General features: G+C 37.9%; 20 protein-coding genes. 10 read left to right on the top strand and 10 right to left on the bottom strand.

The window, feature by feature from the left end; all coding sequences use genetic code 11:
* Positions 1–19 precede the first annotated feature (19 nt).
* Entirely contained in the window at positions 20–1558 is a 1539-nt protein-coding gene (locus tag QOX35_RS01765) for a glycine--tRNA ligase (protein WP_283685535.1), read from the bottom strand.
* A gap of 258 nt (positions 1559–1816) precedes the next feature.
* On the opposite strand from QOX35_RS01765, the gene QOX35_RS01770 reads away from it, so the two are divergent.
* Positions 1817–4519: a TonB-dependent receptor domain-containing protein gene (locus tag QOX35_RS01770; protein ID WP_283685536.1), complete on the top strand. Its 2703-nt coding sequence runs from the start codon at positions 1817–1819 to the stop codon at positions 4517–4519.
* On the opposite strand, the gene tsaE is transcribed toward QOX35_RS01770, so the two are convergent.
* The 7 genes from tsaE to QOX35_RS01805 form a co-directional block, all read right to left on the bottom strand.
* Positions 4516–4932: a tRNA (adenosine(37)-N6)-threonylcarbamoyltransferase complex ATPase subunit type 1 TsaE gene (tsaE, locus tag QOX35_RS01775; RefSeq protein WP_283685537.1), complete on the bottom strand. Its 417-nt coding sequence runs from the start codon at positions 4930–4932 to the stop codon at positions 4516–4518. The genes QOX35_RS01770 and tsaE overlap by 4 nt on opposite strands.
* Before the next feature lie 65 nt (positions 4933–4997).
* On the bottom strand, positions 4998–6542 hold the full coding sequence (gene porX, locus QOX35_RS01780) for a T9SS response regulator signal transducer PorX (protein WP_283685538.1): 1545 nt from the start codon (positions 6540–6542) through the stop codon (positions 4998–5000).
* Between the two features lie 129 nt (positions 6543–6671).
* Complete coding sequence (locus QOX35_RS01785) at positions 6672–7808, bottom strand: glycoside hydrolase family 18 protein (RefSeq protein WP_283685539.1); 1137 nt, start codon at positions 7806–7808, stop codon at positions 6672–6674.
* A gap of 71 nt (positions 7809–7879) precedes the next feature.
* Positions 7880–8164, bottom strand: coding sequence for a winged helix-turn-helix domain-containing protein (locus tag QOX35_RS01790; RefSeq protein ID WP_283685540.1), 285 nt, complete (start codon positions 8162–8164; stop codon positions 7880–7882).
* Positions 8157–8741: a hypothetical protein gene (locus tag QOX35_RS01795; RefSeq protein ID WP_283685541.1), complete on the bottom strand. Its 585-nt coding sequence runs from the start codon at positions 8739–8741 to the stop codon at positions 8157–8159. Before QOX35_RS01795 ends, QOX35_RS01790 begins: the two co-directional genes overlap by 8 nt.
* 23 nt (positions 8742–8764) lie before the next feature.
* Positions 8765–9532, bottom strand: a complete 768-nt coding sequence (locus QOX35_RS01800) for a 4Fe-4S binding protein (protein ID WP_283685542.1) — start codon at positions 9530–9532, stop codon at positions 8765–8767.
* A gap of 383 nt (positions 9533–9915) precedes the next feature.
* Entirely contained in the window at positions 9916–11307 is a 1392-nt protein-coding gene (locus tag QOX35_RS01805) for a tryptophanase (RefSeq protein WP_283685543.1), read from the bottom strand.
* Positions 11308–11539: 232 nt separating this feature from the next.
* Here QOX35_RS01805 and QOX35_RS01810 point away from each other — a divergent pair, with 232 nt between their 5' ends.
* Positions 11540–12361, top strand: coding sequence for an aldo/keto reductase (locus QOX35_RS01810; protein ID WP_283685544.1), 822 nt, complete (start codon positions 11540–11542; stop codon positions 12359–12361).
* Positions 12362–12495: 134 nt separating this feature from the next.
* Positions 12496–13419, top strand: coding sequence for a tRNA modification radical SAM protein MnmL/YtqA (mnmL, locus tag QOX35_RS01815; protein WP_135105377.1), 924 nt, complete (start codon positions 12496–12498; stop codon positions 13417–13419).
* On the opposite strand, the gene QOX35_RS01820 is transcribed toward mnmL, so the two are convergent.
* Positions 13420–17262 (bottom strand): hypothetical protein, encoded by a 3843-nt coding sequence (locus QOX35_RS01820; protein ID WP_283685545.1) that lies wholly within the window; start codon positions 17260–17262, stop codon positions 13420–13422.
* 264 nt (positions 17263–17526) lie between these two features.
* A complete protein-coding gene (gene coaBC / locus QOX35_RS01825; protein ID WP_283685546.1) occupies positions 17527–18720 on the bottom strand; it encodes a bifunctional phosphopantothenoylcysteine decarboxylase/phosphopantothenate--cysteine ligase CoaBC in 1194 nt (397 codons plus the stop codon).
* A gap of 239 nt (positions 18721–18959) precedes the next feature.
* On the opposite strand from coaBC, the gene QOX35_RS01830 reads away from it, so the two are divergent.
* From QOX35_RS01830 to purE, 7 genes are all read left to right on the top strand, one after another.
* Positions 18960–20321, top strand: coding sequence for an MFS transporter (locus QOX35_RS01830; RefSeq protein WP_283685547.1), 1362 nt, complete (start codon positions 18960–18962; stop codon positions 20319–20321).
* Positions 20322–20395: 74 nt separating this feature from the next.
* On the top strand, positions 20396–22159 hold the full coding sequence (locus QOX35_RS01835; protein ID WP_283685548.1) for a peptide MFS transporter: 1764 nt from the start codon (positions 20396–20398) through the stop codon (positions 22157–22159).
* Between the two features lie 6 nt (positions 22160–22165).
* On the top strand, positions 22166–22678 hold the full coding sequence (locus QOX35_RS01840; protein ID WP_283685549.1) for a DNA-deoxyinosine glycosylase: 513 nt from the start codon (positions 22166–22168) through the stop codon (positions 22676–22678).
* Between the two features lie 52 nt (positions 22679–22730).
* The gene (gene rpoN / locus QOX35_RS01845) at positions 22731–24188 is read left to right on the top strand and encodes an RNA polymerase factor sigma-54 (RefSeq protein ID WP_283685550.1); all 1458 of its coding nucleotides are present in this window, start codon (positions 22731–22733) and stop codon (positions 24186–24188) included.
* Positions 24185–24916, top strand: coding sequence for a hypothetical protein (locus tag QOX35_RS01850; RefSeq protein ID WP_283685551.1), 732 nt, complete (start codon positions 24185–24187; stop codon positions 24914–24916). Before rpoN ends, QOX35_RS01850 begins: the two co-directional genes overlap by 4 nt.
* A 25-nt stretch (positions 24917–24941) precedes the next feature.
* The gene (gcvH, locus tag QOX35_RS01855) at positions 24942–25322 is read left to right on the top strand and encodes a glycine cleavage system protein GcvH (protein WP_135105369.1); all 381 of its coding nucleotides are present in this window, start codon (positions 24942–24944) and stop codon (positions 25320–25322) included.
* Between the two features lie 7 nt (positions 25323–25329).
* The gene (gene purE / locus QOX35_RS01860) at positions 25330–25836 is read left to right on the top strand and encodes a 5-(carboxyamino)imidazole ribonucleotide mutase (RefSeq protein WP_006841632.1); all 507 of its coding nucleotides are present in this window, start codon (positions 25330–25332) and stop codon (positions 25834–25836) included.
* Positions 25837–25950 lie beyond the last annotated feature (114 nt).

A 25950-nucleotide genomic window follows, 5' to 3' on the forward strand; every position in this document is an offset into this window, starting at 1 on the left:
ATATGGGTTACAATCGGGTTTAGCCAATTGTTTTCAATAAATTCTTCATACTTACTTTATCAGCAATAATATCCGATAATTTGTCTATAGCCACACGCTCCTGCTGCATTGTATCACGATAGCGGATTGTTACAGTATTATCCTGCAATGACTGGTGATCTACAGTAACACAGTAAGGAGTTCCTATCGCATCCTGACGGCGGTAACGCTTGCCGATACTGTCCTTCTCATCGTATTGACATTTAAAGTCAAATTTCAGAGCATCAATAATTTCACGTGCTTTCTCAGGAAGGCCGTCTTTTTTTACCAAAGGTAATACAGCAAGCTTGATAGGAGCCAGAGCTGCCGGCAATCTTAATACTACACGCGTTTCTCCGTCTTCTAATACTTCCTCTGCATACGCAGCCGAAAGTGTAGATAAGAACATACGGTCTACACCGATAGACGTTTCAATAACGTAAGGAGTGTATGATTTATTGAGTTCAGGATCGAAATATTGTAATTTTTTACCAGAAAACTTCTCATGGCTTGCCAAGTCAAAATCGGTACGAGAGTGTATGCCTTCTACTTCTTTAAATCCGAATGGCATTTCAAATTCGATATCAGTAGCTGCATTTGCATAGTGAGCAAGCTTGTCATGGTCATGGAAACGATACTTGTTATCGCCGAATCCAAGCGACTTATGCCATTTCATGCGAAACTCTTTCCATTTTGCAAACCAATCGAGCTCTTCTCCCGGACGAACGAAGAACTGCATCTCCATCTGTTCGAACTCACGCATACGGAAGATAAACTGACGAGCTACAATCTCGTTACGGAATGCTTTACCAATCTGCGCAATACCGAAAGGAATCTTCATACGCCCTGTTTTTTGCACATTCAGGAAGTTTACAAAAATACCCTGTGCAGTCTCAGGACGAAGATATACTTTCATTGCACCATCGGCAGTAGATCCCATTTCTGTAGAAAACATAAGATTGAACTGACGAACCTCAGTCCAGTTACGTGTTCCACTGATAGGGTCAACTATCTCGCAATCGAGAATGATTTGACGTAATTCTTCGAGGTTACTATCATTCAATGCTTTTGCAAAACGAGCATGCACTTCATCACGCTTAGCTTGATTTTCTAATACACGAGGATTGGTCTGACGAAACATGGCTTCATCAAAATTTTCACCAAATCGTTTTGCTGCTTTTTCTACTTCTTTATTTACTTTGTCGTCTATCTTAGCCAAATAGTCTTCGATCAGAACATCGGCACGATAACGCTTTTTACTGTCTTTATTGTCAATCAAAGGATCGTTGAACGCATCAACGTGTCCGGATGCTTTCCAGATAGTAGGGTGCATAAAGATAGCAGAATCAATACCAACAACATTTTCATTCAAAAGTACCATACTGTCCCACCAGTACTTTTTGATATTGTTTTTTAATTCTACACCCATTTGCCCATAATCATATACGGCACTTAGCCCATCATATATTTCACTAGACTGAAAAACAAAACCATACTCCTTGCAATGGGAAACTATCTTCTTAAAAACATCTTCTGACATATTCCTATGACTCTTTTTTACGTTATCTAATAAATAAACAAACAGAACATATATAATGCCTTATATTGTAAGCTATAATCATTCTGAAAGAGATTATACTTAAACAGGCAATAAACAGATCTGACCTAAAATGAATAAGTTGCACAAAGTAAGCATTTTTTTTTGATATAAAACAGAAGGGTGCTTAACGAATTCCATTGATTTTACACTCTATATAAAAAAACTTATCTTCGTTGTCACTAAAACAAATGTATTCTGATGAGATATTTATATCTTTTACTATTCATCTTTACAACCCTTTCAGCTGTGGCTCAAACAGTTGAAGGCAACCCATCAGGATATGTGCAAGGCTCTGTATATGACTCAATAACAAAAGATCCTATCCCATTTGTCACCGTCAGATTGCTTAATGAGGCAGATAGCAGCTACATAAAAGGGGTTGCAACCAACGAAAAAGGTAATTTCAAACTATCGGTTACGACAGGAAAATACATTTTGGAAGCTTCTTTTTTAGGATATAAAAGATTTTTACAAAACTTTAATATTTCTACACAAAATCCAGGCTATTCATTTGGGAATATCTATCTCGTAGAAAATACCATTCAGCTCAAAGATGCCATTGTAGAAGCGAAGGTCCCCGATATATTGGTCAAAGGCGACACCATCGAGTATAATGCCACATCATACAAATCTCAGGAGAGTGATATGCTGCAAGACATAATAAAAAATATGCCCGGAGTAGAGATAGACGCACAGGGCAATATATCGGCAAATGGAAAGCCTGTAAAAAAAATACTGGTAGACGGAAAAGAATTTTTCGGAAATGATATTCCGATGGCATTGGCAAACCTACCCGCAAACATGATAAAAAAGCTCCAACTCTATAAAGAGGAGTCTGAAACAGCAAAAGTAACCGGATTTAAAGATAAAGATCCCGATCAAGTACTGAATCTCGTTGTAAAGGAAGAATTGAAACAAAGCATCTTTGGAGAAGTAAAAGCCGGATATGGGAGTGACGACAGATATGCCAATAAAGCAATAATAAACTACATGCGCAACGACAATCAGGTATCTTTGGTGGGAGAAATGAGTAATACCAATGACAATGGGTATCCGATGGGTATGGACAACGGGATTGAGAAGAATAAAAATCTGGGCGCAAATATTTATCTCCAGCCTTCAGAAAAAATCAGAGTAGGCGGCAGTATCCGCTATGCAAATAACGACAACCTGATGGAAACAAAAACCAATACTCAGACTTTCTTATCTTCGGGCGATCGTTTCTCCAAACAGGATGCATCGTACCGCAGCAAAAGAGAAAATGCAAACTTAGGAATGAACCTGCAATGGAAACCCGATTCACTCACTACCATTTTTGCACGGTCATACATCAGTCTTAACAACACAAAGAATATTCAAAGTTCGACCAATCTTTCTTACGTAGCCGAAAAGGATACCACGTCGGGATATTCGAATAGTCAATCGAAAGGTGATGGTTACAACATAAATAATTTTGTAACTATCGGCCGAAAATTGAATGATAAAGGGAGGACAGTAAGCTTTACTTTCAATAATTCTATCAGAAAGGATAACAGTAAAGGAACTAATTATTCTCAAACGACCTATAGCGAAGGAAAAGATGATAAAATAATAGACCAGCAGAACAAGACAGATAATAATACCAGCAACTACACTTTATCCCTATCGTATGTAGAGCCATTGGGAAAAGACCATAGATTGCAGTTTGCATACTCGTATGGGGTAAATAATTCGGAGCGGATGCGTGATGTCCGCAAAAAAGATGGTGCAGGCAATTATACAATTCTGGATACAGCTTATGCACGAAATACCGAGAATAGATATGTGAACCAAAATATAAGTTTGAACTTTCAGACGACTAAGGAAAAATACAATTATACGATAGGATTGAGTATCGATCCGTCATATTCGCGGAGTAAGGTAAGCATTGCCGATTCTATCATCGAAAATTTGAAACAGAATGTTATCAACTTTTCGCCAACTCTAAACTTTTCGTACCAACCAAACGATCACACCAACCTAGATATCAGCTATTCGGGATCGACCAGTCAACCGGGGATCACTCAGCTATCTGCCGATACGGTTATCGTTAGTGCATTATCTAAATATTATGGAAACCCAAATTTGAAACCAAGCTATAGCAACAACTTCAATGTATATTATCGGAAATCTGACTACGCCTCAAATCGTTATATGATGCTTTCGGGAGGATTCAATTATACATTCAACAACATTGTAGACTATACTCTGATAGATGATTTGGGGAACAGTACAAATACATATAGAAATGTAAGCGGTAATATGGGCGCAAATATCAATTTTATATTCAATACCCCATTACGAAACAAGAAATTCACGATCGACAACAGCACCTATGCCAACTATTACAAAAATATTGGCTACACGAACGGTGAAGAAGCGAAAACGCATAATATAGTACTTAGCGAAAAAGTTTCAGGAAAGTTTAAGGTTGACAAACTTGAAACACGCCTCGAACTGGGTATGACATATAACATAACAAAGAATAACTTATCGAATGTGCAGGATAGAAACACATCCAACTACAATATCCAACATTCTGTGTTATGGAAACTACCCTACGATTTTTCGATACAGAACTTCCTCAATATGACATATTATGCAGGGTATGGCAATGATTTTAAGAAGAAAGAAATACTTTGGAATGCTTCTGTCTCAAAACTATTCCTGAAAAAGAAAAGAGGTACACTGAAGGTTGAATTCTATGATATACTGAACGACAGAAATAATCTGTCACGCTATGTAAGCAGTAACTACATGTCAGACTCGCGCACAAATAGTATCAACCGATACTTCATGTTTAGCTTCTCTTATAAGTTTAATATTATCAAGAGTAAGGGGAAAAGTAATGATGGCGATATAGATGAACTAGAATACAATTAAATACTCAGACTTACCTCCCGGCTTCCATCCTCTTGTACTTTGACATAAACATTTACCGTATCTTTTGGCAGTAAAGTGTCAACTTTCTCAGGCCATTCAATAAAGCAAAGGCTGCCGCTATAAAAGTAATCTTCGTAGCCAAAATCAAAAACCTCCTCAATTTTATTGATACGATAAAAGTCAAAATGATAGATCAATTCTCCACTGTCGGAACGGTATTCGTTTACGATAGCAAACGTAGGGCTGTTGATGGTATCAGATACTCCGAGATTCTCGCAGATAGCTTTTATAAATGTCGTTTTGCCTGCTCCCATATCTCCATGAAAAGCAAATACAGTATTATCGCCCATAGCACGGATAAACTCGACAGCCGCCTCGTCTATTTTATCTAATGATTCTATCTTTATATTCATATTCAAAATTATTCTACAATGTAACTTCTGATTGCAAAGATATATTTTGGAAAACAAATTTTCTGTTATTTCCCGATCAAAGTAATAAAAGGAACAATCATTTCTTCGAGCGAAATGCCCCCATGCTGAAAGGTATCTGTGTAATAAGACACGTAGTAATTATAATTATTCGGATAAGCAAAAAAATCGTCGCCTGTAGCAAAGATATACTTAGAGCTGATATGCAATGCGGGTAAGCCTATCTTTTCAGGAGAATGAATGTCGTATACTTTTTTGCGGTCATAATCCAGATTGCGCCCTACCTTGTAACGAATATTCGTATTCACCGTCTTATCGCCAATTACCTTGAGCGGATTTTTTACCCGTATCGTTCCGTGATCGGTAGTCAAAATAATTTTATATCCCATTGCTTTTGCCTTCTTCAGAATATCCATTGTACTCGAATGTTTAAACCAAGACCGAGTCAAAGAGCGATAGGCTGCTTCGTCGGATGCAAGTTCCCGTATCATTCTTGATTCTGTACGGGCATGGGAAAGCATATCCACAAAGTTGATAACAACTACATTCAGTTGCTTATTGCTTAGCCGATCCATCCCTTGCAGCAGCTTTTCTCCCGATGAAGAGGACAGTAGCTTATTGTATGAGAAAGTATAATTTTTCCTGTATCGCTCAATCTGGTTTTGCAGTAAGGCTTCTTCATTGAGGTTTTTACTTTCATCCTCATCTTCATCCACCCAAAGGTCGGGATACAATTTGGCCATTTGGGAAGGCATCAGCCCCGAAAAAATGGCGTTGCGTGCATATTGAGTCGCAGTGGGTAATATGCTTAAGTATTCGTCTTCGGAAATTGTAAAATCATTTGCCAAAAGGTCTTTTATATCAGACCACTGATCGAGTCTGAAATTATCAATAAGGATAAAGAATAATTTTTCGCCATTATCCAAAAGTGGAAATACTTTCTGCGAAAAAAGCTCAGGGCTTATCAAAGGTCTCTTATCCGGATTTTGTACCCACGACTCATAATTCTTCTTTACGAACTTACAGTAACTATTATTAGCTTCATTTTTTTGTATCCGAAGCAAGTCCATTAAAGGGCTGTCTGATGCTGCCAGCTCAAGCTCCCAATAAACAAGCTTTTTGTAAATGTCAACCCATTGCTCGTACGTATTCGAATCATTTATCTGTGCACTGATTTTATTAAATTCTTCGCGATAACCTTCAACTGTAACCTCTAAAACAATATCGTCCTTATGCAGGTTTTTCTTGATGGAAAGGAGGATTTGATTGGGATTGACGGGCTTGATAAGATAGTCTGCTATCTTTTTCCCAATAGCATGAGTCATAATCCCCTCATCTTCGCTTTTTGTAATCATAATAACGGGAATATTGGGGTTGATCTCTTTGATGATGCTCAATGCATCGAGCCCCGAAACACCGGGCATATTCTCGTCAAGAAAAACAATGTCGAAAGATTCGCTTTTTATACTATCAATAGCATCCTGACCACTATTTACTGGAGTGACTTCATATCCCTTCTCTTCTAAAAAAAGGATATGCGATCGTAGCATATAAATTTCATCGTCAGCCCAAAGTATCCGTCTTTTCCTCATTTATAATCTATTAAATAAAGCAAACCACATTATTTGAATATAAAGTGGCTTGCTATATCATTCGTTGCACTTTATTCTCAAAAGTACAAACAGAAGTTCAATATGAAAATTTGATACTGTTAAACTTTATTATTTAAGTACCTTGTTTATTTCGTTCAACAAATATTCTTTAGGATCGGAGCTATATTCCCAAAACATTACGCCTCCCATTTTATTATCCAATACATACTTACATTTTTCTTTTACTGACTCCTCATCGTCGTAAGTAACAAATACTCCTTTGTAGAAATTGAACAAGTATGGTGCACGTGCACTCTCATCCCAATATCGATAGTACTCGTTCTGATTTACAAGGCTATCCTTGATGTAGGTATACCCCCTACCCCTTATCTGTTCTGCAACAGGATCGCCAATACCTTTAGACGCTCCTTTCTTCAGATTAAAAGCTCGTCCGTAAAAAGCAATACCCATCACTAGCTTTTCGGCCGGAACACCGGCGGCTAAATAAGCTTTTACGGCAACATCAGCCCCTTGCTTTTGCGGATATTTGTCGGAAGGATAGAGATTGGTATGGTGTATTGCTTGTTCATTACTTTGCGAATCGTAGGTCATGATATTTACATAATCGAGATATTCCTGTGCTTTATTCATTTCGGTACTATCTACAAACTGCTGAAAACCACCAACAGCCGTTGTTAATAGATATTTCTTATCAGTCTCTTTTTCCAAAGCATCAAGCTCAGCTCTGATAGCAGCAAACATCAACGTATAATTATGCTTGTCTTCGGGACGGTATACATTCCCCACATCACCCGCAAGAGCAGGATATTCCCAATCGATGTCTACCCCGTCGAGATTATTGTTTTTCATAATTTCCACCGCAGATTTAGCAAATGTTTTCTGTCCTTCAGTAGTCAGCACGGCGTCCGAAAAATTACGGCTCCAAGACCAGCCTCCGATAGAGATCAAGATTTTGAGATCAGGGTTTTGCTGCCTCAATTCGTTTAGCTTCCTGAAATTCGTCGTATCGGTCGCCTCATTGGTAAGAAATGCTTTTCCATCCTTTACATCGACAAAGGCATAGTTGATATGCGTAATTTTGTTAGGTGAGATTTTGTCTACATCCACTAAACCATTATATCCTCCTACATAAGCGATAATAACCGGGCGTGAAGATTCACCTGATGTCTTTGACTTCTTGCCACACGAACAGAAACCAGAGAAAATAAGGGCACATAGAATGCCATACGTAAAGATGTTTTTCATGCTATTATTTTTTTTGATAGTTTGCTTTGAATACAAAACTAAGAAAAAATTAATTAGTTAGTAAAGAAGATTTACTTTTCAATATATGATTTAATAGCCTGTACATATTCTTCAAAGGCCCTTATTCCATCAGCTGTAATCTTGCAAATAGTACAAGGCCTCTTATTCTTAAACGTTTTTGTCACTTCAATATATCCGGCATTGCTCAATTTCTCAATCTGAACACTTAGATTACCGCCTGTAGACTTAGTTTGTTCCATAATATACATAAAATCTGCCTCCTGAATAGATATCAGAAGTGAAACAACAGCCAGTCGCAGCTCGGAATGAAGTATGGGATTGAGTCCTTTAAACATTTTCAGATAATGACTTTTTAAAGATATGACCAGGTATAATTAAAGAAAAAACAGGAATGAAGGCAAAGACAAAGATAGAGCAAACTTCTCCGCGAACCAATAATACACAAAACGAAATAACAAGACCTACAATACCTCCATATATCACAGGCTTATATTTAATAAGTATTCCAATAATAATTATCCACATGCTGAATAAAACGCCTTCTATAAAAAGAATAGAAAAGTCAATCCAAATAGCCAATAGACCAAGAACACTACATACAATAGCAAACAAGACAGAAATATAGTCAATTGTTTTATCCAGATAAGATTTTACACTGGCTTTATCTTTCGAGGAAAAATATTTTGCAATGGAAAAGCCTATAACAGGAATCAAAAGCCACAGAAAAGAAGAATATACAAAAATTTTATAGACCTTAAAAAAACAAACAAATAAGGAAATACTTACTACCGTATAACCCCACCCTAGTAGAATGTTGCAATTTATCCTCGCCCTTAAATTAGTCCGAGCATTTTTTATCATCAATGTGATAAGTTCAAGACTTTCAACCTCATCTATCTTACGATCTTCCATAGTTTTAAAGTGGTAAATTTATATTAATTTTTCTGTTGAACATTCTTTCGTTTAGCTCTATGTGCCGATCTGTTCCACACAAATTTAAGCGAAATAGATTGGGAATGACAAACTTCGGTACACTTTCCACACAAGATACACTCTGAATTAGTTATCAGCCCATCGTTGTTTTTTATGTAGTCGGTTATAGGAATAGCAACGAGACATTCTTTTTCACACTTCCCACATAAAGAACAACTCTCATCTACAACCGGAAGTAACCGTGAATAATTTGCCCCCGCTGAACATAATGTCCCTACCCCGCACATATTTTTACACATCCATCTTCTACTAAGAAAAAATGAGATTATAGCAGCACTAAAAATGTCTATCATCCAAACGACCTTGTAATGCATATCGAAATTGAGAGGCAAGAAACACGGTATTATTGCAAAGCCATGAGTAAGCCCCCGCTCTTTATTAAGAATGTAAAACACAAATGCGGATGCAAAAAATAAAATCAACAACAGAAGCCTAAGCCAAAGCCGAGGTTTTTTCCATTTCATCTTAAAAAAAGTGCATTGACCGGACATATCTGAAGTAGTACCCATAAAACAGAACCACCCACAACCGATCCTCCCGAATAAAGGAGAAACAAGGATAAAAAAAGTCCAGAGAATAAGCGTTACTGTTATTACCCCCCAATAGATAGAATGCCAGATAAATCCCAATACAAAGAATTGAAAAAAAACGGGTGTTATCAACAAAAATATAAATCTGGATAAGAAATTAACTTTATAAAGCTTTTTCATAAGCAATAATTTTACTTTATAATATATATACAAATATAAAATATTTTATATTATAAAACAAACTGACAATTAATATTTTAGTAAAAAAAGTTATTTGTGGTTTGGAATCATAGAAGATTTATTATTCTAAAAATTATCTTATATAAAGAGTTCTTTGATATAATCGGATATTTTAGTAGCTGCACAATAAAGAAAAGTAACATTAAAAAATAGGATAAAAAGTGTCACTTTTGTCACCTTTTAATAATTCCGCTTCGACAAAAGACATAGAAAATAAAAACGGCATAAGCGATAAAGCCCATGCCGTAGTGATATTATTTCGAGTCTTTTATAAACTATCTCCAAAATCTTCTCGGAATTTAGCCATCAATCGCTGCGGCCAATCATTTATCGGTTCGAGCCCTCCCATAAAAAAGCGAAGGACAGGCGGTTCGCCCTCCTATCAGATTCCGATTCTCATACAGCCACGTCATTCGGTCTTCTACATATTTGATTTGTGAAAGAGTAAACACACGGCGAGGAACAGCCAAGCGAAGTAATTCCATATCGGCATAAGTCTCGTTTCCATATTCATCACGCTGGTTAGATACCGACCCTCTCTCCATACCACGTACACCCGAGATAAGGAAAAACGCAGCGGCTAAAGCACCCGCCGGATATTCTTTCTGAGGGATATGAGAACAGATTTCCATCGCATTGACGTGCGCGCCTAATACACCGGGAGGTGTCACGACAGGAATGCCTTTCTTTTCAAAAGCATTAACCAGATATTCAATAAACTGGGGGCTTTGGCATATCATGCCTTCATCCAATGTTTCATATAATCCGATTGCAATGGCTTCTATCTCACGAACCGACATACCGCCATAGGTAAGGAATCCTTCGAACAGAGGAACAAGCGGTTCCAACTCCTTCATGATGGCGTAATCATTTGTACAGATACCACCCCCACGAGACGAGCTCAGCTTTCGTGCCGAGAAGTAAACCAAGTCAGCAAGATCGGTCATCGCAAGGATAATCTCAGCCATCGAGCTGTTCTTAAACTCCTCCTCACGTTGCTTGATGAGCCATGCATTTTCTCCTAGCAAACTAGCATCGAGGACAAGGCGTATTTTGTATTTATCGGCAATAGCACGCACACCCCGAAAGTTTTCCATCGAGAAAGGTTGTCCTCCAATAAGGTTGGTAGACGCTTCCATGCGGATATAAGGAATATTGGCAGCACCATGTTTGTTGATGCATTTCTCCAACTTTTCAAGGTTCATATTCCCCTTAAAGGGATGCTTGCTATTTATCACATAGGCTTCATCATAGAGCAATTCTTCGATTTTACCTCCATATTGGGTAATGTGTGCCATTGCTGTAGTGAAGTGATAGTTCATCGGCACAATGCTTCCCTTACGAATATAAGCGTTGGATATGATATTCTCTGCGGCACGACCCTGATGTACGGGAAGAAGATATTTTTTACCGAGTACTTCCTCCACAGCTTTCTGATAGCGGACAAAGCTTTGCGATCCGGCGTAAGCATCATCGGCTATCATCATAGCACCCATCTGGCGATCACTCAATGCATTGGTACCGCTATCGGTAAGCATATCCAGGAAAACATCTTTTGTGTCGAGCCTGAATGTATTAAATCCGGCTTCGTAAAGAGCTTCCAAACGACGTTCAATTGCGACTAAATGTAATTTTTGTACAACACGCACCTTGTGCAATTCCAGCGGAATACTTTCTCCACTGTAGAATTTAATCTTAGAAGAGTTTTCTGACATGATATTAGTTTATAGTAATGCTAAAAATTAGATTTCGCAATTTATAAATAAATATCTGATAAACAAATGAAAAAGATGCAAGGAAGTGGCTAATAAGCAAAATTTATTCGTTTTAATTTCTTTTTTGAAACAAATAGTCATAATTTAAAAAAGGAACAATTCCCTTGCTTTATTTGTTAAATTAGTTACTCTCCGAATAATGTATAAATATCAAATATAAATTACACAGAAAATGGAAAAAGTAAAATTGAATAATGGTATAGATATACCATGGGTTGGACTAGGCGTATTCCGCTTGGAAGACAACAAGGAAGCTGAAAAGGTGATCGGAACCGCATTGTCAGTTGGATACAGGCATATTGACACAGCCATGTATTATCACAACGAAGAAGCTGTAGGAAAAGCAATTAAAAACTCGGGTATTCCTCGGGAAGAAATATTCGTAACCACAAAGATGTGGAACTCTGACCAGCGAAGCGGCAAGGTAAAAGAAGCCTTTGAGACCAGCTTAAGAAAGCTTGATCTCGATTACATCGATCTATATCTTGTTCACTGGCCTGTAGAAGGGAAGTTCATAGAAACATGGAAAAAGTTTGAGGAAATATATGAAACTGGTAAAGTGAAAGCAATTGGCGTTAGCAATTTCAAGCAATACCACTTGGAGGGATTGGCGAAAGAATCGACCATAACTCCTGCCGTAAATCAGATAGAATTGCACCCATATCTTGTACAAGAAAATGATTTGAACTATTGCAAGAAAGCAGGTATCCGTGTAGAAGCATGGAGCCCTTTTGCGGCGAATCAGACCGGATTATTCAACGAAAAGATATTAACTGACCTCGCAGACAAGTATTCCAAATCTCCGGCTCAGATAATACTCCGTTGGGATTACCAACGTGGAGTAGTTACTATACCTAAATCAGCAAACGAGAAGCGCATGGTCGAGAATCTGAATATATTTGACTTTAGTCTGAACGATGATGAAATCAAAAGCATAAATTCGCTAAATAAAAATCTGCGTATTGGACCAGATCCGGATCATGTAAATTTCTAAGAAAGCTTACCACGCAATGCACTAAATGCGATTAAGGGAATAGGTAATGATATACGCCAAGTGGTTAAAATATGAGCTTTATAATAATTTCATTTCGCATATCATTACCTTTGCATCCAAAATAAAAAAGACGAATGGAAAATAAATTCTATAAAGAATTTGGAGAGCTTCTTACAAAACACTTCCCATATAAGGTTCAAAAAATATCGATAAATGCGGGATTTACTTGTCCAAACAGGGATGGGTCGAAAGCCGTAGGAGGATGTACATATTGCAATAACCAAAGCTTTAGCCCGGGGTATGGAGGAAAGCAACGCAGTGTTAGCGACCAACTCAGAGATGGTATTGCTTTCTTCTCTTACAAGTATCCTGAAATGAAATACCTCGCATACTTTCAGTCATATACAAATACCTATGATAGTATCGAGAAACTGATTGAACTGTATGAAGAGGCATTATCATATCCCAATGTTGTGGGATTGATTATCGGCACACGCCCCGACTGCATGCCGGACGAGTTACTCGATTATTTCGCTGAGCTAAATAAAAGAACTTTCCTCATCATAGAATACGGCTTGGAATCAACGCTTGATTCCACTCTTGAATTTATCAATCGTGGACACACGCATCAGGAAAGTGAAGAAGCTATACTCAAAACAGCAGCCAAAGGAATATATACAGGAGCACATCTTATTCTCGGGCTGCCTCATGAAAGCCGTGAGCAGGTACTGGCACATGCCGACGTAGTAGCCAAGCTTCCACTTACAACTATAAAGCTACACCAGCTACAACTGATAAAAGGAACAGTAATGGCAAGGCAATATCGGGAGCATCCCGAATGGTTCAATCTGTTCGAGGTAGACGATTACATCGACCTATGTATCGACTTTGCGGAGAAACTTAATCCTGACTTTATCATAGAGCGTTTCATTTCTCAATCGCCGAAACAACTACTGATAGCACCTGATTGGGGGTTGAAAAACTTCGAATTCACCGCCAAAGTATTGAAAAAGTTTGAGGAAAGAAAGACGTGGCAGGGACGGTTGTATCGTAAATAATTACTTTTTATCTTCTTTCTCTTTACTCTCCTTTTTTCCGGTAAAGAAATTCTTGACCTTTGAGAAAAACTGAGTTACTTTTTTCGCCATGTTTTGCTTTTGTTGCGAAACACCTACCGACTCGGCAAGAGCAGGCTGCAATATCTGCCAAAAGTAATTGAATGTGGAGTGATAAGGGTCACGATCGAGCGTTACATCAGCCACACGAGGTTTTGACCGCTTGTTATTCGGATTATTAGACCGTACAAGAATATTGGCAATCCTTGACAAAAGCTTATTTTGCTCTTCAATTTCTATATCTTTGAATAGGGTTAATTTAAGATCATTATACCGAAACAGCATATTGGCTCTGGCATCTATACTGGAAGCCTCTGTCCTGAAATAGAAATCCTGCAATATACCACTCTGCAACTCAACTTTTGCTAAAGGGAGAAATATACCATTCAATCTCGTCATATCAAACTGCTTCATATTTGCCTCTAATACAAAACAATCATAATCAGCACTTACCGGGATATCCCAGCGAGCGGTAAAAGGACCTCCCATAAATTTACCATCTACATCTAAACGAATAAATTGCTCGGGGTAAGAAGCTATATTTCTCAAGCCGCTTATTTTACCATTCATATTGTCAAAGTGAATCTTACCTGACATATTGCCGTTTCTGGGCAGCTCTTCATACAGCACAGAGAAATTATTAACATTTGCCGAATCGATATCTAGCTTAACAGGCAGTTTCTGTATTTTCTCATAGATCAACGGCATAATATTATGCTCTATCTTTATTTGCTGATTCTTAAGGTTCAACAAAACAACATCATCTATCTTCAAGTGCTTAGCCTTTATCTTATTATCGGCAGTCAGTGCTGAATAATCGAGCCCTGAAAGCTGAAACTTACCCATTGTAAAATCGAACCAGTCTTTATGCTTCGGATGTTTGTATGCAAATTCAAATTTGGGATAAGTAGATTTCATCTTCAGATCGGATACATCCGCTATCTGCCCTTTCTTATCTATATTAATATTACCAAAACTAAGAGTATAGAATCCATCCATGATTGGAAAAGAAAGGTCTTTGGTATTAAAACGAATATCAGCGAGGTCAAATTTCCTCTTTTGTGTATCTAAATTCAGACCACGAAGAAAGAGGCTGGTCTCGTTTAGCTTTTGCCTTTCTTCTTTGTTATCTGTTTTAGAATTAGAGTAATTGAGATTGGCATCCGTAAGATTGAACTCTCCCACTGACAGATTATGAAGATAGGGTGCAATAAAAGAATAAATATCCTTTCGTGAAGAGACAGTTTGCGAATCTATATTCTGCTTTTCTATAGAGTGCTTGCGTATATCCAAAGTCGGTTTATAAAAATTGATAGCAGCCAAATCCAACGAAGAACCATCTTCCTTCATAATCCAGCTAAGGCCTGAAAAATCAAACTGTGCAATCTTGAAATCAAGCGTATCTGAAGGCCGATTCAGATTAACACTTGCATTCGAAACGACAAGCTTACCTATATTGATGTTTCTACCGAGGATTTCAAGATCTATTTTACGACTTGCCCCTTTGTCTAATTTTTCTTTTTTGCTATTATTCGCATAATATACCTGTGGAGACTGCAACATTAACTCTGCGATATTCAAATTGTGATGAATATTCCATTTCAAAGAATCTAATTTAAACGCAGTCAATTCAGCTCTCAAACTATCTTCTTCTTTACCGATATAAGTAAAATTGGGATCAGTTACAGACAAATTATCGACAGAAAGCTTCGTTAAAAAAGAAGACTTTCCCGGAGACAGGGCCTTCTTCTTATTATCACCTCCATCTATTTTTGTTTTCATTACCTTTATCTGAGGAGCTTCTACGAAAAAGTCTTTAACAGCGATTGTTTTATCTTTGAAGTAGTCAATATTATCAAATCCTGTAATCTGTATCAGGGGCGAAGCAATATCATAAACTACGGAAGCCTGTTCCCAAGATTTGGCTTGCGGAGTTAACTTGATATCCTTCAACACCATTTCCCCCGTGCTGGTAGATACATCAACAGCAGCTATCTGCAATTGATATTTCTTCCCGAATAGAAGATTATCAAAATCCCTAAAGGAAAGACTTATATCATCACTTGTAAATAAATAGGGTGAAGTCACCCGAGTCTCTTTACTGATAAGAAATTTGGATGCATGGAAATTCAGATCTTTCAGACGAAAGGTTTCATCGTCTTCCTTATTATGATATATCAGATTTGCATTCTTCAGATTTATTCTTTTTACAGATAAGAAATCGGAATACGGTGTAAAAAAATCAAGGACATTCTCGGGTGAGACCTTCTTTTTATCTTTTGATTTACCTTTATTTTTTTCCGTTAATTTAAAATATTCAATATTTGGCGATTCAATATTAAGAAGCTCAGCAGAAACTCCTGCGGTATATTCGAGTCCATCAACACTTATAGACTTCACATCTCCGAACAAATAATCCTTCTTAGTATTGGTAGATAAAGGTTTGATTTTTATATCTGATATTTCAAATTTTTCAGTATTCGTATCTAAATACAAGCGTTTTACATTTAACTCAGAATTATTGCTTCTTTGTGTTCCATTAATATTATCTGCTATCATCGTGAAGTTATCCACATACCAGAATTTCCTCAACTTTTCGGAAAGAGAATCTACAAGAAAATCATTGGCATGAAAATCAAACTTTCCGAGCGTATAAACATCCGTAATGTTATTTTGAGTATGTACATAATTAAATTTGGTTTCTTCTACACTTATATTGTCTATAGATGTCCGATAAAGAATAGGAGACAGTATTGTATATAAAGACCAAGGCTCATCTTGCAGACTCTTCTCTTCCACAGGGATAGAGTCGTCCGATGCTCCCTGTACGCTATGATACTGTATGTCTGTAGACCTGATATCGAAAGTACGGGCATGAAGGTGATTTAATCCTTTTCTCCTTTCAAATCCAACCCCTTTCACCTTCACCTCATCCACTGTAGCTTTTAGATAATCTCCCGTTTTCTCAAGACGACGTGCCCAAAATTCATCTTTAGGGTGAATATCCACACCGTCAATTTGAATAATGGAATCGATCGTACTCAGTTGAATATTCTTCGTATTAAGAATAATTTCGTCGCTATACAAAAGAGATTGCGGAGTACTTGCCGAGAACTCAAAATTATCGCACAACAGAAGCTTTCCCGATTCTGAAGAATTTTCATCCAACAAGAAATTAAATGCAAAAAAGTTAGCTTCCTTCAATCCGTAGACAACAGGTGATACAGAATCGACCACAGTATATGAAACATTCATATTGGTGAGGTTGATCCTACTTACTGCAAGTCGGTTTATATAAGGAGATACAATTTGATATAGTGTTTGCGACTTTCTATTTTTATGCTGCTCATCGAGAGTATCTGTTGAATATGTAGGTTCAAAAACTTTTATATCCGGCGAATTTACCTCAAAGAGATTAAACTTCAACTTTTTATAATCTCGGCGCCAAGTCAGGTTAACACCTTTGAAGTGAATTTCTTCAACATTAATTTTATAATATACTTTGGGAAGGCTATCTCCCTGTTGCCATTGATCAAATACAAGAGAGTCGGGAACAAGTTGTAGACCGTATATAGAAAGCTCTCCCGAAAGAAACCCTACAGAGAGCTTCTCGAAGGAAAAGCGATAAAAACCATTTGTTGCATTCGATACTGCTTCCGCCAATGTTTTATTCAACTTGTCTTTAAGGCGATAAGTCATATACCAGTTCACAGAAAGGCCAAGCACAACAAGCAGAGCAAGTGCAAAGAGTGAAATTTTTAATATTTTGTGTCTACTTTTAGCCATCTCACACAAGTTGCAAATAAGAAAGTGACAATATCCGTATAAATGTATTCATTTTATATCAACATTTCTTGTCTCCAAGATATTAATTATGAAACACATATAAATATAGATTGTTCCTAAAAAGTGACAAAAGTGACACTTTTAAATACGTTTTCGCATTGTCACTTTCTACTTAAAAAATTAAAAACAAAGGCTTTACATACTCTGTAAAGCCTTCTTATATTAGATAATTATATATCAAAAAAATAATTTGAGGAATATCGTTTATTGCATAGTGTGATCAATAATATCAGAGGCAACATCATATTTAGATTTTAGCCCGAAATCTTTTCGCTCTCCATTTTTCTTCAAAATAGCAACTTTATTCGTATCATATTTAAATCCTGCTCCTGCGTCATTAAGCGAATTAAGTACGATATAGTCGAGATTTTTCTTTGCCATTTTTTTCAGGGCATTTGTCTCTTCGTCGTTTGTCTCCAAGGCAAAGCCTATCAACAATTGGTTTGCTTTCTTCATTTTACCAAGCGATGCGGCAATATCCTTGTTAGGAACAAGAGAGATCGTCAATAAATCTTCTCCTCTCTTTACTTTTTGAGAATACTGTTCCGATGGACGAAAATCAGCCACGGCAGCGCAAAGAATAGCGGCATCCATTCCCGGAAATTCTTTTACCGACGCATTATACATTTCCTCTGCCGACTCCACGTCAATTCTTTTTATATTGGGGTGATTTACTTTTAGTGAAACAGGGCCTGCAACCAAAACGACTTCTGCACCACGACGTGCACATTCTTCAGCCAAGGCAAAACCCATTTTACCCGATGAATAGTTCCCGATAAAACGTACAGGGTCTATTTTTTCATAAGTCGGTCCGGCCGTTATCAGTATTTTTTTTTTTGAAAGAGTTTCTTGTTGATTGAAAAAGTCCTCAACAGCAGATAATATTTTCTCAGGTTCTTCCATCCGCCCCTTGCCTATCAAATGGCTTGCTAACTCTCCGGCAGCAGGCTCAATAATAATATTGCCATAAGAGCGAAGAATCTCCAAATTGCGAGTAGTTGCAGGATGGGCAAACATATCCAAGTCCATAGCGGGTGCTATCATTACGGGTGCTTTCATCGACATATAGGTGGTGATAAGCATATTATCGGCAACGCCATTTGCCATCTTGCCAAGTGTAGAAGCAGTAGCCGGTGCGATAAGCATCAGGTCGGCCCATTGTCCCAGATCAACATGACTATGCCATGTACCATCATTTGCCGTGAAAAACTCGCTAACGACAGGTTTACCTGTCAACGCGGATAATGTAACAGGGGTGATAAATTCTTTTCCTGCAGGTGTTATAACTATTTGCACTTCGGCTCCTGCTTTTATAAGCAAACGAGCAAGCGAAGCAGCCTTATATGCCGCAATACTACCGGTTATACCCAATACAATATGTTTATCCTTTAAGGTCATATCCTTAGTTTTATTTTTAGAAACAAAGATACATTTTTTGGATAATAAGTAGCCCATTACGAAAGATAAGTTACACCCTCCCTCCTTTTCGAACCTTGTGTAAGTACTAAAAGGCTGACTTGCTAACTAGTTTTAACCTATGTTTTTTAGCAGATTGCCACTTTATTATAATTCTTTTCGATACTTTTGCACAAAAAAAATCAAAAACCGAATATTTATTACTCAAAAATCAATTAATTATGACCGAAATACTAAGGCAAAAATTGAGTGACTCCAAAGCAGCCCGATGGACCGTATTGGGAGTTGTTGCCCTCACTATGTTTTGTGGCTATTTCATTACTGACGTTATGGCTCCATTGAAACCAATGCTTGAAAGCCAGCTGGGATGGGATAGTTCTGACTACGGATTTTTCACCAGTGCATACGGATGGTTCAATGTGTTTTTGCTTATGCTCATTTTCGGAGGTATTATTCTCGATAAAATGGGAGTGCGTTTTACCGGTCTGGGAGCATGCATACTAATGGTTGTTGGCTGTGCCCTGAAATACTACGCAGTAGCTTATGGAAAAACTTTCGAGGGTTCTATCTTCGGGATTAGCTCCCAGGTTATGGTGGCAAGTATTGGATTTGCAATATTTGGCATGGGAGTCGAAATCGCCGGTATTACTGTCACTAAAATAATTGTGAGATGGTTTAAAGGCTATGAAATGGCTCTGGCAATGGGTCTGCAAGTATCGGTTGCACGTATAGGGACAACTTTGGCTTTATCGGGAGCTATACCTATTGCTAAATATTTCAATAGTATTTCTGCACCTATCTTATTCGGACTTGTTTTACTTTGTATCGGATTAATCGCATTTCTCGTATTCAGCGTAATGGACAGAAAGCTGGATGCTTCAATTGCTCAGACAAGCGAAAGCCAGGAAGATCCTTTCAAAGCATCAGATATTCTGTATATTGTAAAAAACAGAGGCTTCTGGTTAATCGCATTATTATGTGTACTCTTCTACTCGGCAGTATTTCCATTCCTGAAGTATGCTGTTGACCTTATGATAAACAAGTACAACGTGGAGCCTGAATTTGCAGGAAACATTCCGGCAATACTTCCACTTGGAGCAATATTCTTAACTCCGTTCTTTGGAGGTGTATATGACAAAAAAGGAAAAGGCGCATCTATAATGATGATAGGCGCTATTTTGCTTATCGTTGTCCATTTCTTATTTGCTATTCCATTCCTTAATGTATGGTGGTTTGCAACAGCCTTGATGGTATTGTTAGGTATTGCATTTTCACTTGTGCCTTCAGCTATGTGGCCTTCTGTACCTAAAATAATTCCTGAAAATAAATTGGGTACAGCTTATGCGTTGATTTTCTGGGTACAAAATTGGGGATTAATGGGTGTTCCTTACCTGATCGGAAAAGTATTAGAAAAGTATTGTGTTACAGGACAGCGACCTGATGGAAGTTTCACATACGACTATACCCTACCCATGATAATATTCACCTCCTTTGGGATATTGGCACTTATAGTCGCCATATTACTCAAACGAGAGGATAAGGCAAAGGGCTACGGGCTTGAATTACCAAACATAAAGAAATAAAGAATTAGACCCGGATAAACAAAAATCCGGGTCTATTCATTTTAATAATAATCATTTTTAATTTTAGACTATCCATGAATTCTGAGACAGAATTAGCCGCTTCACCCAAAGGGCATCCTAAAGGTATCTATCTCATATTTGCGACCGAAATGTGGGAGCGCTTCAGCTATTACGGCATGCGGGCATTATTTTCTCTATATATGCTCAAAGCATTATTGTTCGACAAAGCATATAGCGGGCAGATATACGGAAGTTATACAGGGCTTGTTTACCTTACCCCCCTTATTGGAGGCTATATCGCCGACCGCTATTGGGGCAACAGACGCTCTATAATCGTAGGGGCTTCGCTTATGGCTATCGGACAATTTCTATTGTTTCTATCGGGCAGCTTCCTCGAAAGTATAGACATAGCAACCATGTTAATGTTCTCGGGATTGGGATTCCTCATCTTAGGCAACGGCTTTTTTAAACCAAATATGTCTTCGATGGTTGGGCAACTATACGAGCCGGGAGATAGTCGCAAAGATTCGGCATATACGATATTCTATATGGGAGTAAATGTAGGCTCGTTCTTTGCACCATTAGTTTGCGGTTTCTTCGGTGATACCGGACATCCGTCCGACTTCAAATGGGGTTTTCTTGCAGGATGTATAGGCATGCTTTTAGGTATTGTAGTTTTCATCTTTTTCAAGAATAAATATCTGGTGACTCCATCAGGAGAGGCGATCGGGGTGATCCCAAACAACAAAGACCTACTGAAGACAAAAGTAAAAGAGTCTGACTTCTCTGAAACAAAAAACAAAAAAGGGAATGCGAGACAGATAATAATCTGGGGGATGGTGTGGATTTTATTATTCTTCCTGCTTTATTCTGTTCTCGAAACAGATATTATCGGAGCTATCATTTTCTCTATAGCTGTCGCAGCACCCGGATATATTATTTCAGACTCTTCACTTACAAAAATAGAACAGTCACGTATCTGGGTAATCTATATCATCGCATTTTTCGTAATTTTCTTCTGGGCTGCCTTCGAACAGGCAGGAGCATCTCTTACCTATTTTGCCGAAGAACAGACCGAAAGACATATTCAACTATTAAACTGGACTGTTCCTACATCATACTTTCAGGCAATAAATGCTCTTTCCATCATTGTTTTTGCTCCTGTGTTTGTGTTTTTATGGACAAAGCTGGGCAAACGAGGAAAAGAACCGGCATCGCCTATTAAGCAGGCTATCGGCTTATTTCTATTAGCATTAGGATATTTGATTATCGCTTTTGGAGTAAAAGGGCTCGCTCCGGGAGTAAAAGTAAGTATGCTATGGCTTATAAGCCTCTATGTGATACATACCTTCGGAGAGTTATGCTTATCGCCTATAGGATTATCGATGGTAAACAAGCTGGCTCCACTCCGATTTGCGTCGCTGCTTATGGCTGTTTGGTATTTGAGTACGGCTGCTGCGAATAAGTTTGCAGGGACATTAAGCAGTTATTATCCTGAGCCAATTATCGAGCTTTCGTTGGTACAATCGGTAGAAAAAGAAAATTCATTAACTTTATTACCTGAAGATTTTAAGGAGTTGGTAACTCAAAAAGACGGGACAGCGGTTATTCCATTCGATCGAATAACATTTTCTAAAATAGAAAATCAGAATCTGAAAACTGAAGTACAACGGAATTTGGAAAAGCAACAATTGGAAAATCCAAAAACATTCATAGGCTATCAGATATCAAATCTTTATGACTTCTTCATGTTATTCGTATTTATGGCAGGAGCAGCGTCGGTCATTCTTTTCTTTCTTTCCAGAAGATTACTGAAAATGATGCATGGCATAAAATAATGAGATATGAGAAAAATTGCATTTGCCCCTATCGTAAATAAAGATTGCAAGGTATTGATTCTTGGAACAATGCCGAGCGAGGAATCTTTACGCAAACAAGAAAGATACGGGCACAAAAGCAATCAGTTTTGGAGAATAATTTTCACCCTCTTCGGGGAAGAGTTACCGGATAGCTACAAAGAAAAAAGCGATTTCCTTATAAAGAAGAATATAGCAATATGGGATGTCCTCGAATCGTGCGAAGGAAAGGGAAGCTTAGACAGCAGCATCAAAAATGAAAAGCCTAACAATTTCAAGAAATTTTTCAAAGAATATCCTCAGATCGAACACATATTTTTCACCAGTAAAAAAGCGGAAGAATTTTATAAAAAATATGTAGGTTTCGATACAAAAAAGAAATTTATCACCCTGCCCTCTCCGAGTTCGGCGAATGCAAGAATGACTTTGGATCAGAAAATAGAAGAATGGAAAATATTGGCAGAGATTGTGAATTCTTACTATATAGAAAACTATCGATAATGTAATATTGTTTTTATTATTATCTTTGTTTTAATAGAATTCAGTAGTATTTATGGCTCTAAAACAACAATTACAGCTCAAACAACAGCAGAAGCTTTCGCCTATGCAGATGCAAGTTATAAAACTAACCGAATTGCCTGTACTTGAATTGGAAGAACGAATAAAACAGGAGCTCGAAGAAAATCCGGCGTTGGAGGAAGGGCTCGAACCCAATGATAACTCCGAATATGACGATGAATATGGTTCGGAGGACGATACAAATATTTCGCAGGAAGACCTCACGCTAGGCGACTACATGAACGAAGACGAAATACCTGATTACCAACTCCGCGACAACAACAGACAAGGAGTAGGAAAACAAGAAGAAATTCCGTTTTCAGTAGCAGCATCTCTACATGAATACCTTATCGAACAGCTCGGAGAATGCGAATTGAACGATGAAAACCAAAAGGTAGGAGAATATATTATCGGCAACATTGACGAAAGCGGCTATCTCGACCGCTCTTTATCGGCAATCTCAGATGACCTTATTTTTCAGCAAAATATAGATATCCCCGTTTCAAGGCTGGAGGAGATACTTAAAGTTATTCAAGACTTTGAACCTGCCGGAATTGCTGCACGCAATCTGCAAGAGTGCTTGCTGCTACAGCTGGGAAGAAAAGAAAAATCAGAGATTGTAGATTATGCAATAAATATCATAACCAACCTTTTCGATGAATTTACCAAAAGGCATTATGATAAGATAATCAGACAACTGAGTATAGACGAAGAGATACTCAAAGAAGTGATTCAGGAAATCACAACCCTGAACCCCAAGCCGGGAAATAATTGGGGCGACTCTTTATCTATTACTCTCAGCACGATTGTACCCGATTTTACGATAGACTCGTATGGAGGAGAACTATTTCTGAGTTTGAATAACCGAAATATACCCGATCTGAGAGTCAGCCGCGAATATTCTGAACTTTTCAAAGGTTTTTCGGACAACAAAGAAAGTATGTCTCTCGACAGTAAGAATACAGTATTATTTGTAAAGCAAAAGCTAGACTCAGCCCGTTGGTTCATTGACGCCATCAAACAGCGACAAGATACTCTACAACGAACTATGCAAGCAATAATGGATATGCAATATGACTTCTTCCTTACGGGAGACGAATCGCAGCTGAAACCCATGATACTAAAAGATGTTGCGCAGCGAACCGGCTATGACATATCTACAATCTCTCGGGTTAGTAACAGCAAGTACGTGCAAACAAGCTTTGGAATATACCCGTTGAAGTATTTCTTTTCAGAGTCTATGCAAACCGACACAGGAGAGGAAATCTCTTCCCGTGAGGTAAAAGCAATTCTAAAGGAATGTATCGAAAATGAGGATAAAAAGAAACCTTTGACAGACGATAAGCTATCAGAAATATTAAACGAACGAGGATACATCATAGCACGCCGTACTGTAGCTAAATATAGGGAACAGATGAATCTGCCTGTCGCCCGACTAAGAAAAGAAATATGAAAGAAGAAAAGGAGTACACGTTAGTTGAAGAAAATAACCATATAGAGCAGAGAGCATCTATTATATACAGTCCACCACAAGAGAAAGAGGCTATTTTACCACAAATAATTTCGTTTGTGCTAAATCCTGTTTTCATGGTTATATACAGTGTGGCTATTATCTTTTTATCTACTGATTTTACATTCCTTTTTGCCAATCAGTTTATAAGATTCATGACTCCTGTAATCTTTTTCTCGTGCATTATTCCGGTTTCGGGTATTTACTTCCTGCGATTGACACATGTTATCAAGGATTATCATCTGGACAACAGGAGCGAGTGGATTTTGCCTCTCAGTGTATTCTTCCTCTCTTATGCCCTTTTGTTCTATTATTTCTTTTCTGCCAAATTGTATATCTGGTTCCTTGCCGTTATCCTTACTCCTTTAATATTGCTGGTTATATATGCTATTATTTCACGATTTTGGAAGATAAGCACGTATATGATAGCTATAGGAGGAATGATTGGTTGCATCTTGTCAGTTTGCTACAATATAAAAGGACTCAACCTACCTGTTTTATTCATGATTTTGTTTATCTTAGCAGGGTGTTTAGGGGTATCGCGTCTGATGCTCAACAGAAGTACTCCGGCACAGGTATATGTGGGTTTTCTGGTCGGATCGGTTGTTTCCTATCTGTGGGTATATATCGGTACATACTGGAGTTTGATTTTGTTTCTGAGAAACTTATAATATATAAACTAAAAATAAAAGAATTATGAACTTTCCTGAGAATTTGAAGTATTCCAAAGACCACGAATGGATAAAAGTAGAAGGCGACACTGCCCTTGTAGGTATCACCGAATTTGCTCAGAGTGAGTTGGGCGAAATCGTATATGTTGATGTAACCAGCGAAGGTGAAACTATAGAACAAAACGGTGTATTCGGAAGTGTAGAAGCTGTGAAAACAGTATCAGACCTTTTGATGCCTGTATCCGGAGAAGTTTTGGAGGTAAATGCTGAATTGGAAGAAAAACCCGAACTAATAAATGAAGATCCATACGGAAAAGGATGGATTATTAAAATAGCGGTAAGCGATGCTTCTGAATTAGATACATTGCTTTCTGCTTCTGATTACAAAAACCTAATTGGTAAATAATTAAAAAATGAAACCTGTTATAAGTATAATTATGGGAAGTACATCAGACCTTCCCGTAATGGAAAAAGCAGCAAAGTTTTTTGACGAGATGGAAGTTCCATTCGAAATCAATGCTTTGTCTGCACACCGTACTCCCGAACGTGTAGAAGCTTTCGCTAAGGGAGCAAAAGAGAGAGGTATAAAAGTAATTATCGCTGCTGCCGGTATGGCTGCCCATTTACCCGGAGTGATTGCATCTATGACACCGATTCCGGTAATCGGAGTTCCTATCGATGCTTCGCTAGATGGTATGGATGCGTTGCTGGCTATCGTACAAATGCCTCCGGGAATACCGGTTGCTACTGTAGGTATAAATGGCTCATTAAATGCGGGAATTCTTGCATTGCAGATGATTGCCACAGGCGACGAAGCCTTGTACAATAAGCTGGTTGCTTACAAAGAAAATCTGAAAGGAAAAATTGAAAAGGCAAACGAAGACTTGTCAAAAATTCAGTTTAAATTCAAGACAAACTAAGATACTCTTTCTTGGATTCTTTCCGGTAAGTAAAAACATAGAGAAGAAAGCATGGATATTATCCATGCTTTCTTATTTTAAATTGTAAAATTGGGCTTATAATCAGCCTGAGCA

The sequence above is a fragment of the Dysgonomonas sp. Marseille-Q5470 genome (genome assembly GCF_951230145.1).
Taxonomy (GTDB): domain Bacteria; phylum Bacteroidota; class Bacteroidia; order Bacteroidales; family Dysgonomonadaceae; genus Dysgonomonas.

Bases quoted from the DNA above. Each gene is read 5' to 3' on its own strand.
- rpoN (WP_283685550.1), top strand. From the start codon at position 22,731: ATGGCTCTAAAACAACAATTACAGCTCAAACAACAGCAGAAGCTTTCG.
- QOX35_RS01785 (WP_283685539.1), bottom strand. From the start codon at position 7,808: ATGAAAAACATCTTTACGTATGGCATTCTATGTGCCCTTATTTTCTCT.
- QOX35_RS01805 (WP_283685543.1), bottom strand. From the start codon at position 11,307: ATGTCAGAAAACTCTTCTAAGATTAAATTCTACAGTGGAGAAAGTATT.
- QOX35_RS01810 (WP_283685544.1), top strand. From the start codon at position 11,540: ATGGAAAAAGTAAAATTGAATAATGGTATAGATATACCATGGGTTGGA.
- QOX35_RS01800 (WP_283685542.1), bottom strand. From the start codon at position 9,532: ATGAAAAAGCTTTATAAAGTTAATTTCTTATCCAGATTTATATTTTTG.
- QOX35_RS01835 (WP_283685548.1), top strand. From the start codon at position 20,396: ATGAATTCTGAGACAGAATTAGCCGCTTCACCCAAAGGGCATCCTAAA.
- QOX35_RS01765 (WP_283685535.1), bottom strand. From the start codon at position 1,558: ATGTCAGAAGATGTTTTTAAGAAGATAGTTTCCCATTGCAAGGAGTAT.
- QOX35_RS01820 (WP_283685545.1), bottom strand. From the start codon at position 17,262: ATGGCTAAAAGTAGACACAAAATATTAAAAATTTCACTCTTTGCACTT.
- QOX35_RS01830 (WP_283685547.1), top strand. From the start codon at position 18,960: ATGACCGAAATACTAAGGCAAAAATTGAGTGACTCCAAAGCAGCCCGA.
- mnmL (WP_135105377.1), top strand. From the start codon at position 12,496: ATGGAAAATAAATTCTATAAAGAATTTGGAGAGCTTCTTACAAAACAC.
- gcvH (WP_135105369.1), top strand. From the start codon at position 24,942: ATGAACTTTCCTGAGAATTTGAAGTATTCCAAAGACCACGAATGGATA.
- QOX35_RS01840 (WP_283685549.1), top strand. From the start codon at position 22,166: ATGAGAAAAATTGCATTTGCCCCTATCGTAAATAAAGATTGCAAGGTA.
- purE (WP_006841632.1), top strand. From the start codon at position 25,330: ATGAAACCTGTTATAAGTATAATTATGGGAAGTACATCAGACCTTCCC.
- coaBC (WP_283685546.1), bottom strand. From the start codon at position 18,720: ATGACCTTAAAGGATAAACATATTGTATTGGGTATAACCGGTAGTATT.
- QOX35_RS01770 (WP_283685536.1), top strand. From the start codon at position 1,817: ATGAGATATTTATATCTTTTACTATTCATCTTTACAACCCTTTCAGCT.
- tsaE (WP_283685537.1), bottom strand. From the start codon at position 4,932: ATGAATATAAAGATAGAATCATTAGATAAAATAGACGAGGCGGCTGTC.
- QOX35_RS01795 (WP_283685541.1), bottom strand. From the start codon at position 8,741: ATGGAAGATCGTAAGATAGATGAGGTTGAAAGTCTTGAACTTATCACA.
- porX (WP_283685538.1), bottom strand. From the start codon at position 6,542: ATGAGGAAAAGACGGATACTTTGGGCTGACGATGAAATTTATATGCTA.
- QOX35_RS01790 (WP_283685540.1), bottom strand. From the start codon at position 8,164: ATGTTTAAAGGACTCAATCCCATACTTCATTCCGAGCTGCGACTGGCT.
- QOX35_RS01850 (WP_283685551.1), top strand. From the start codon at position 24,185: ATGAAAGAAGAAAAGGAGTACACGTTAGTTGAAGAAAATAACCATATA.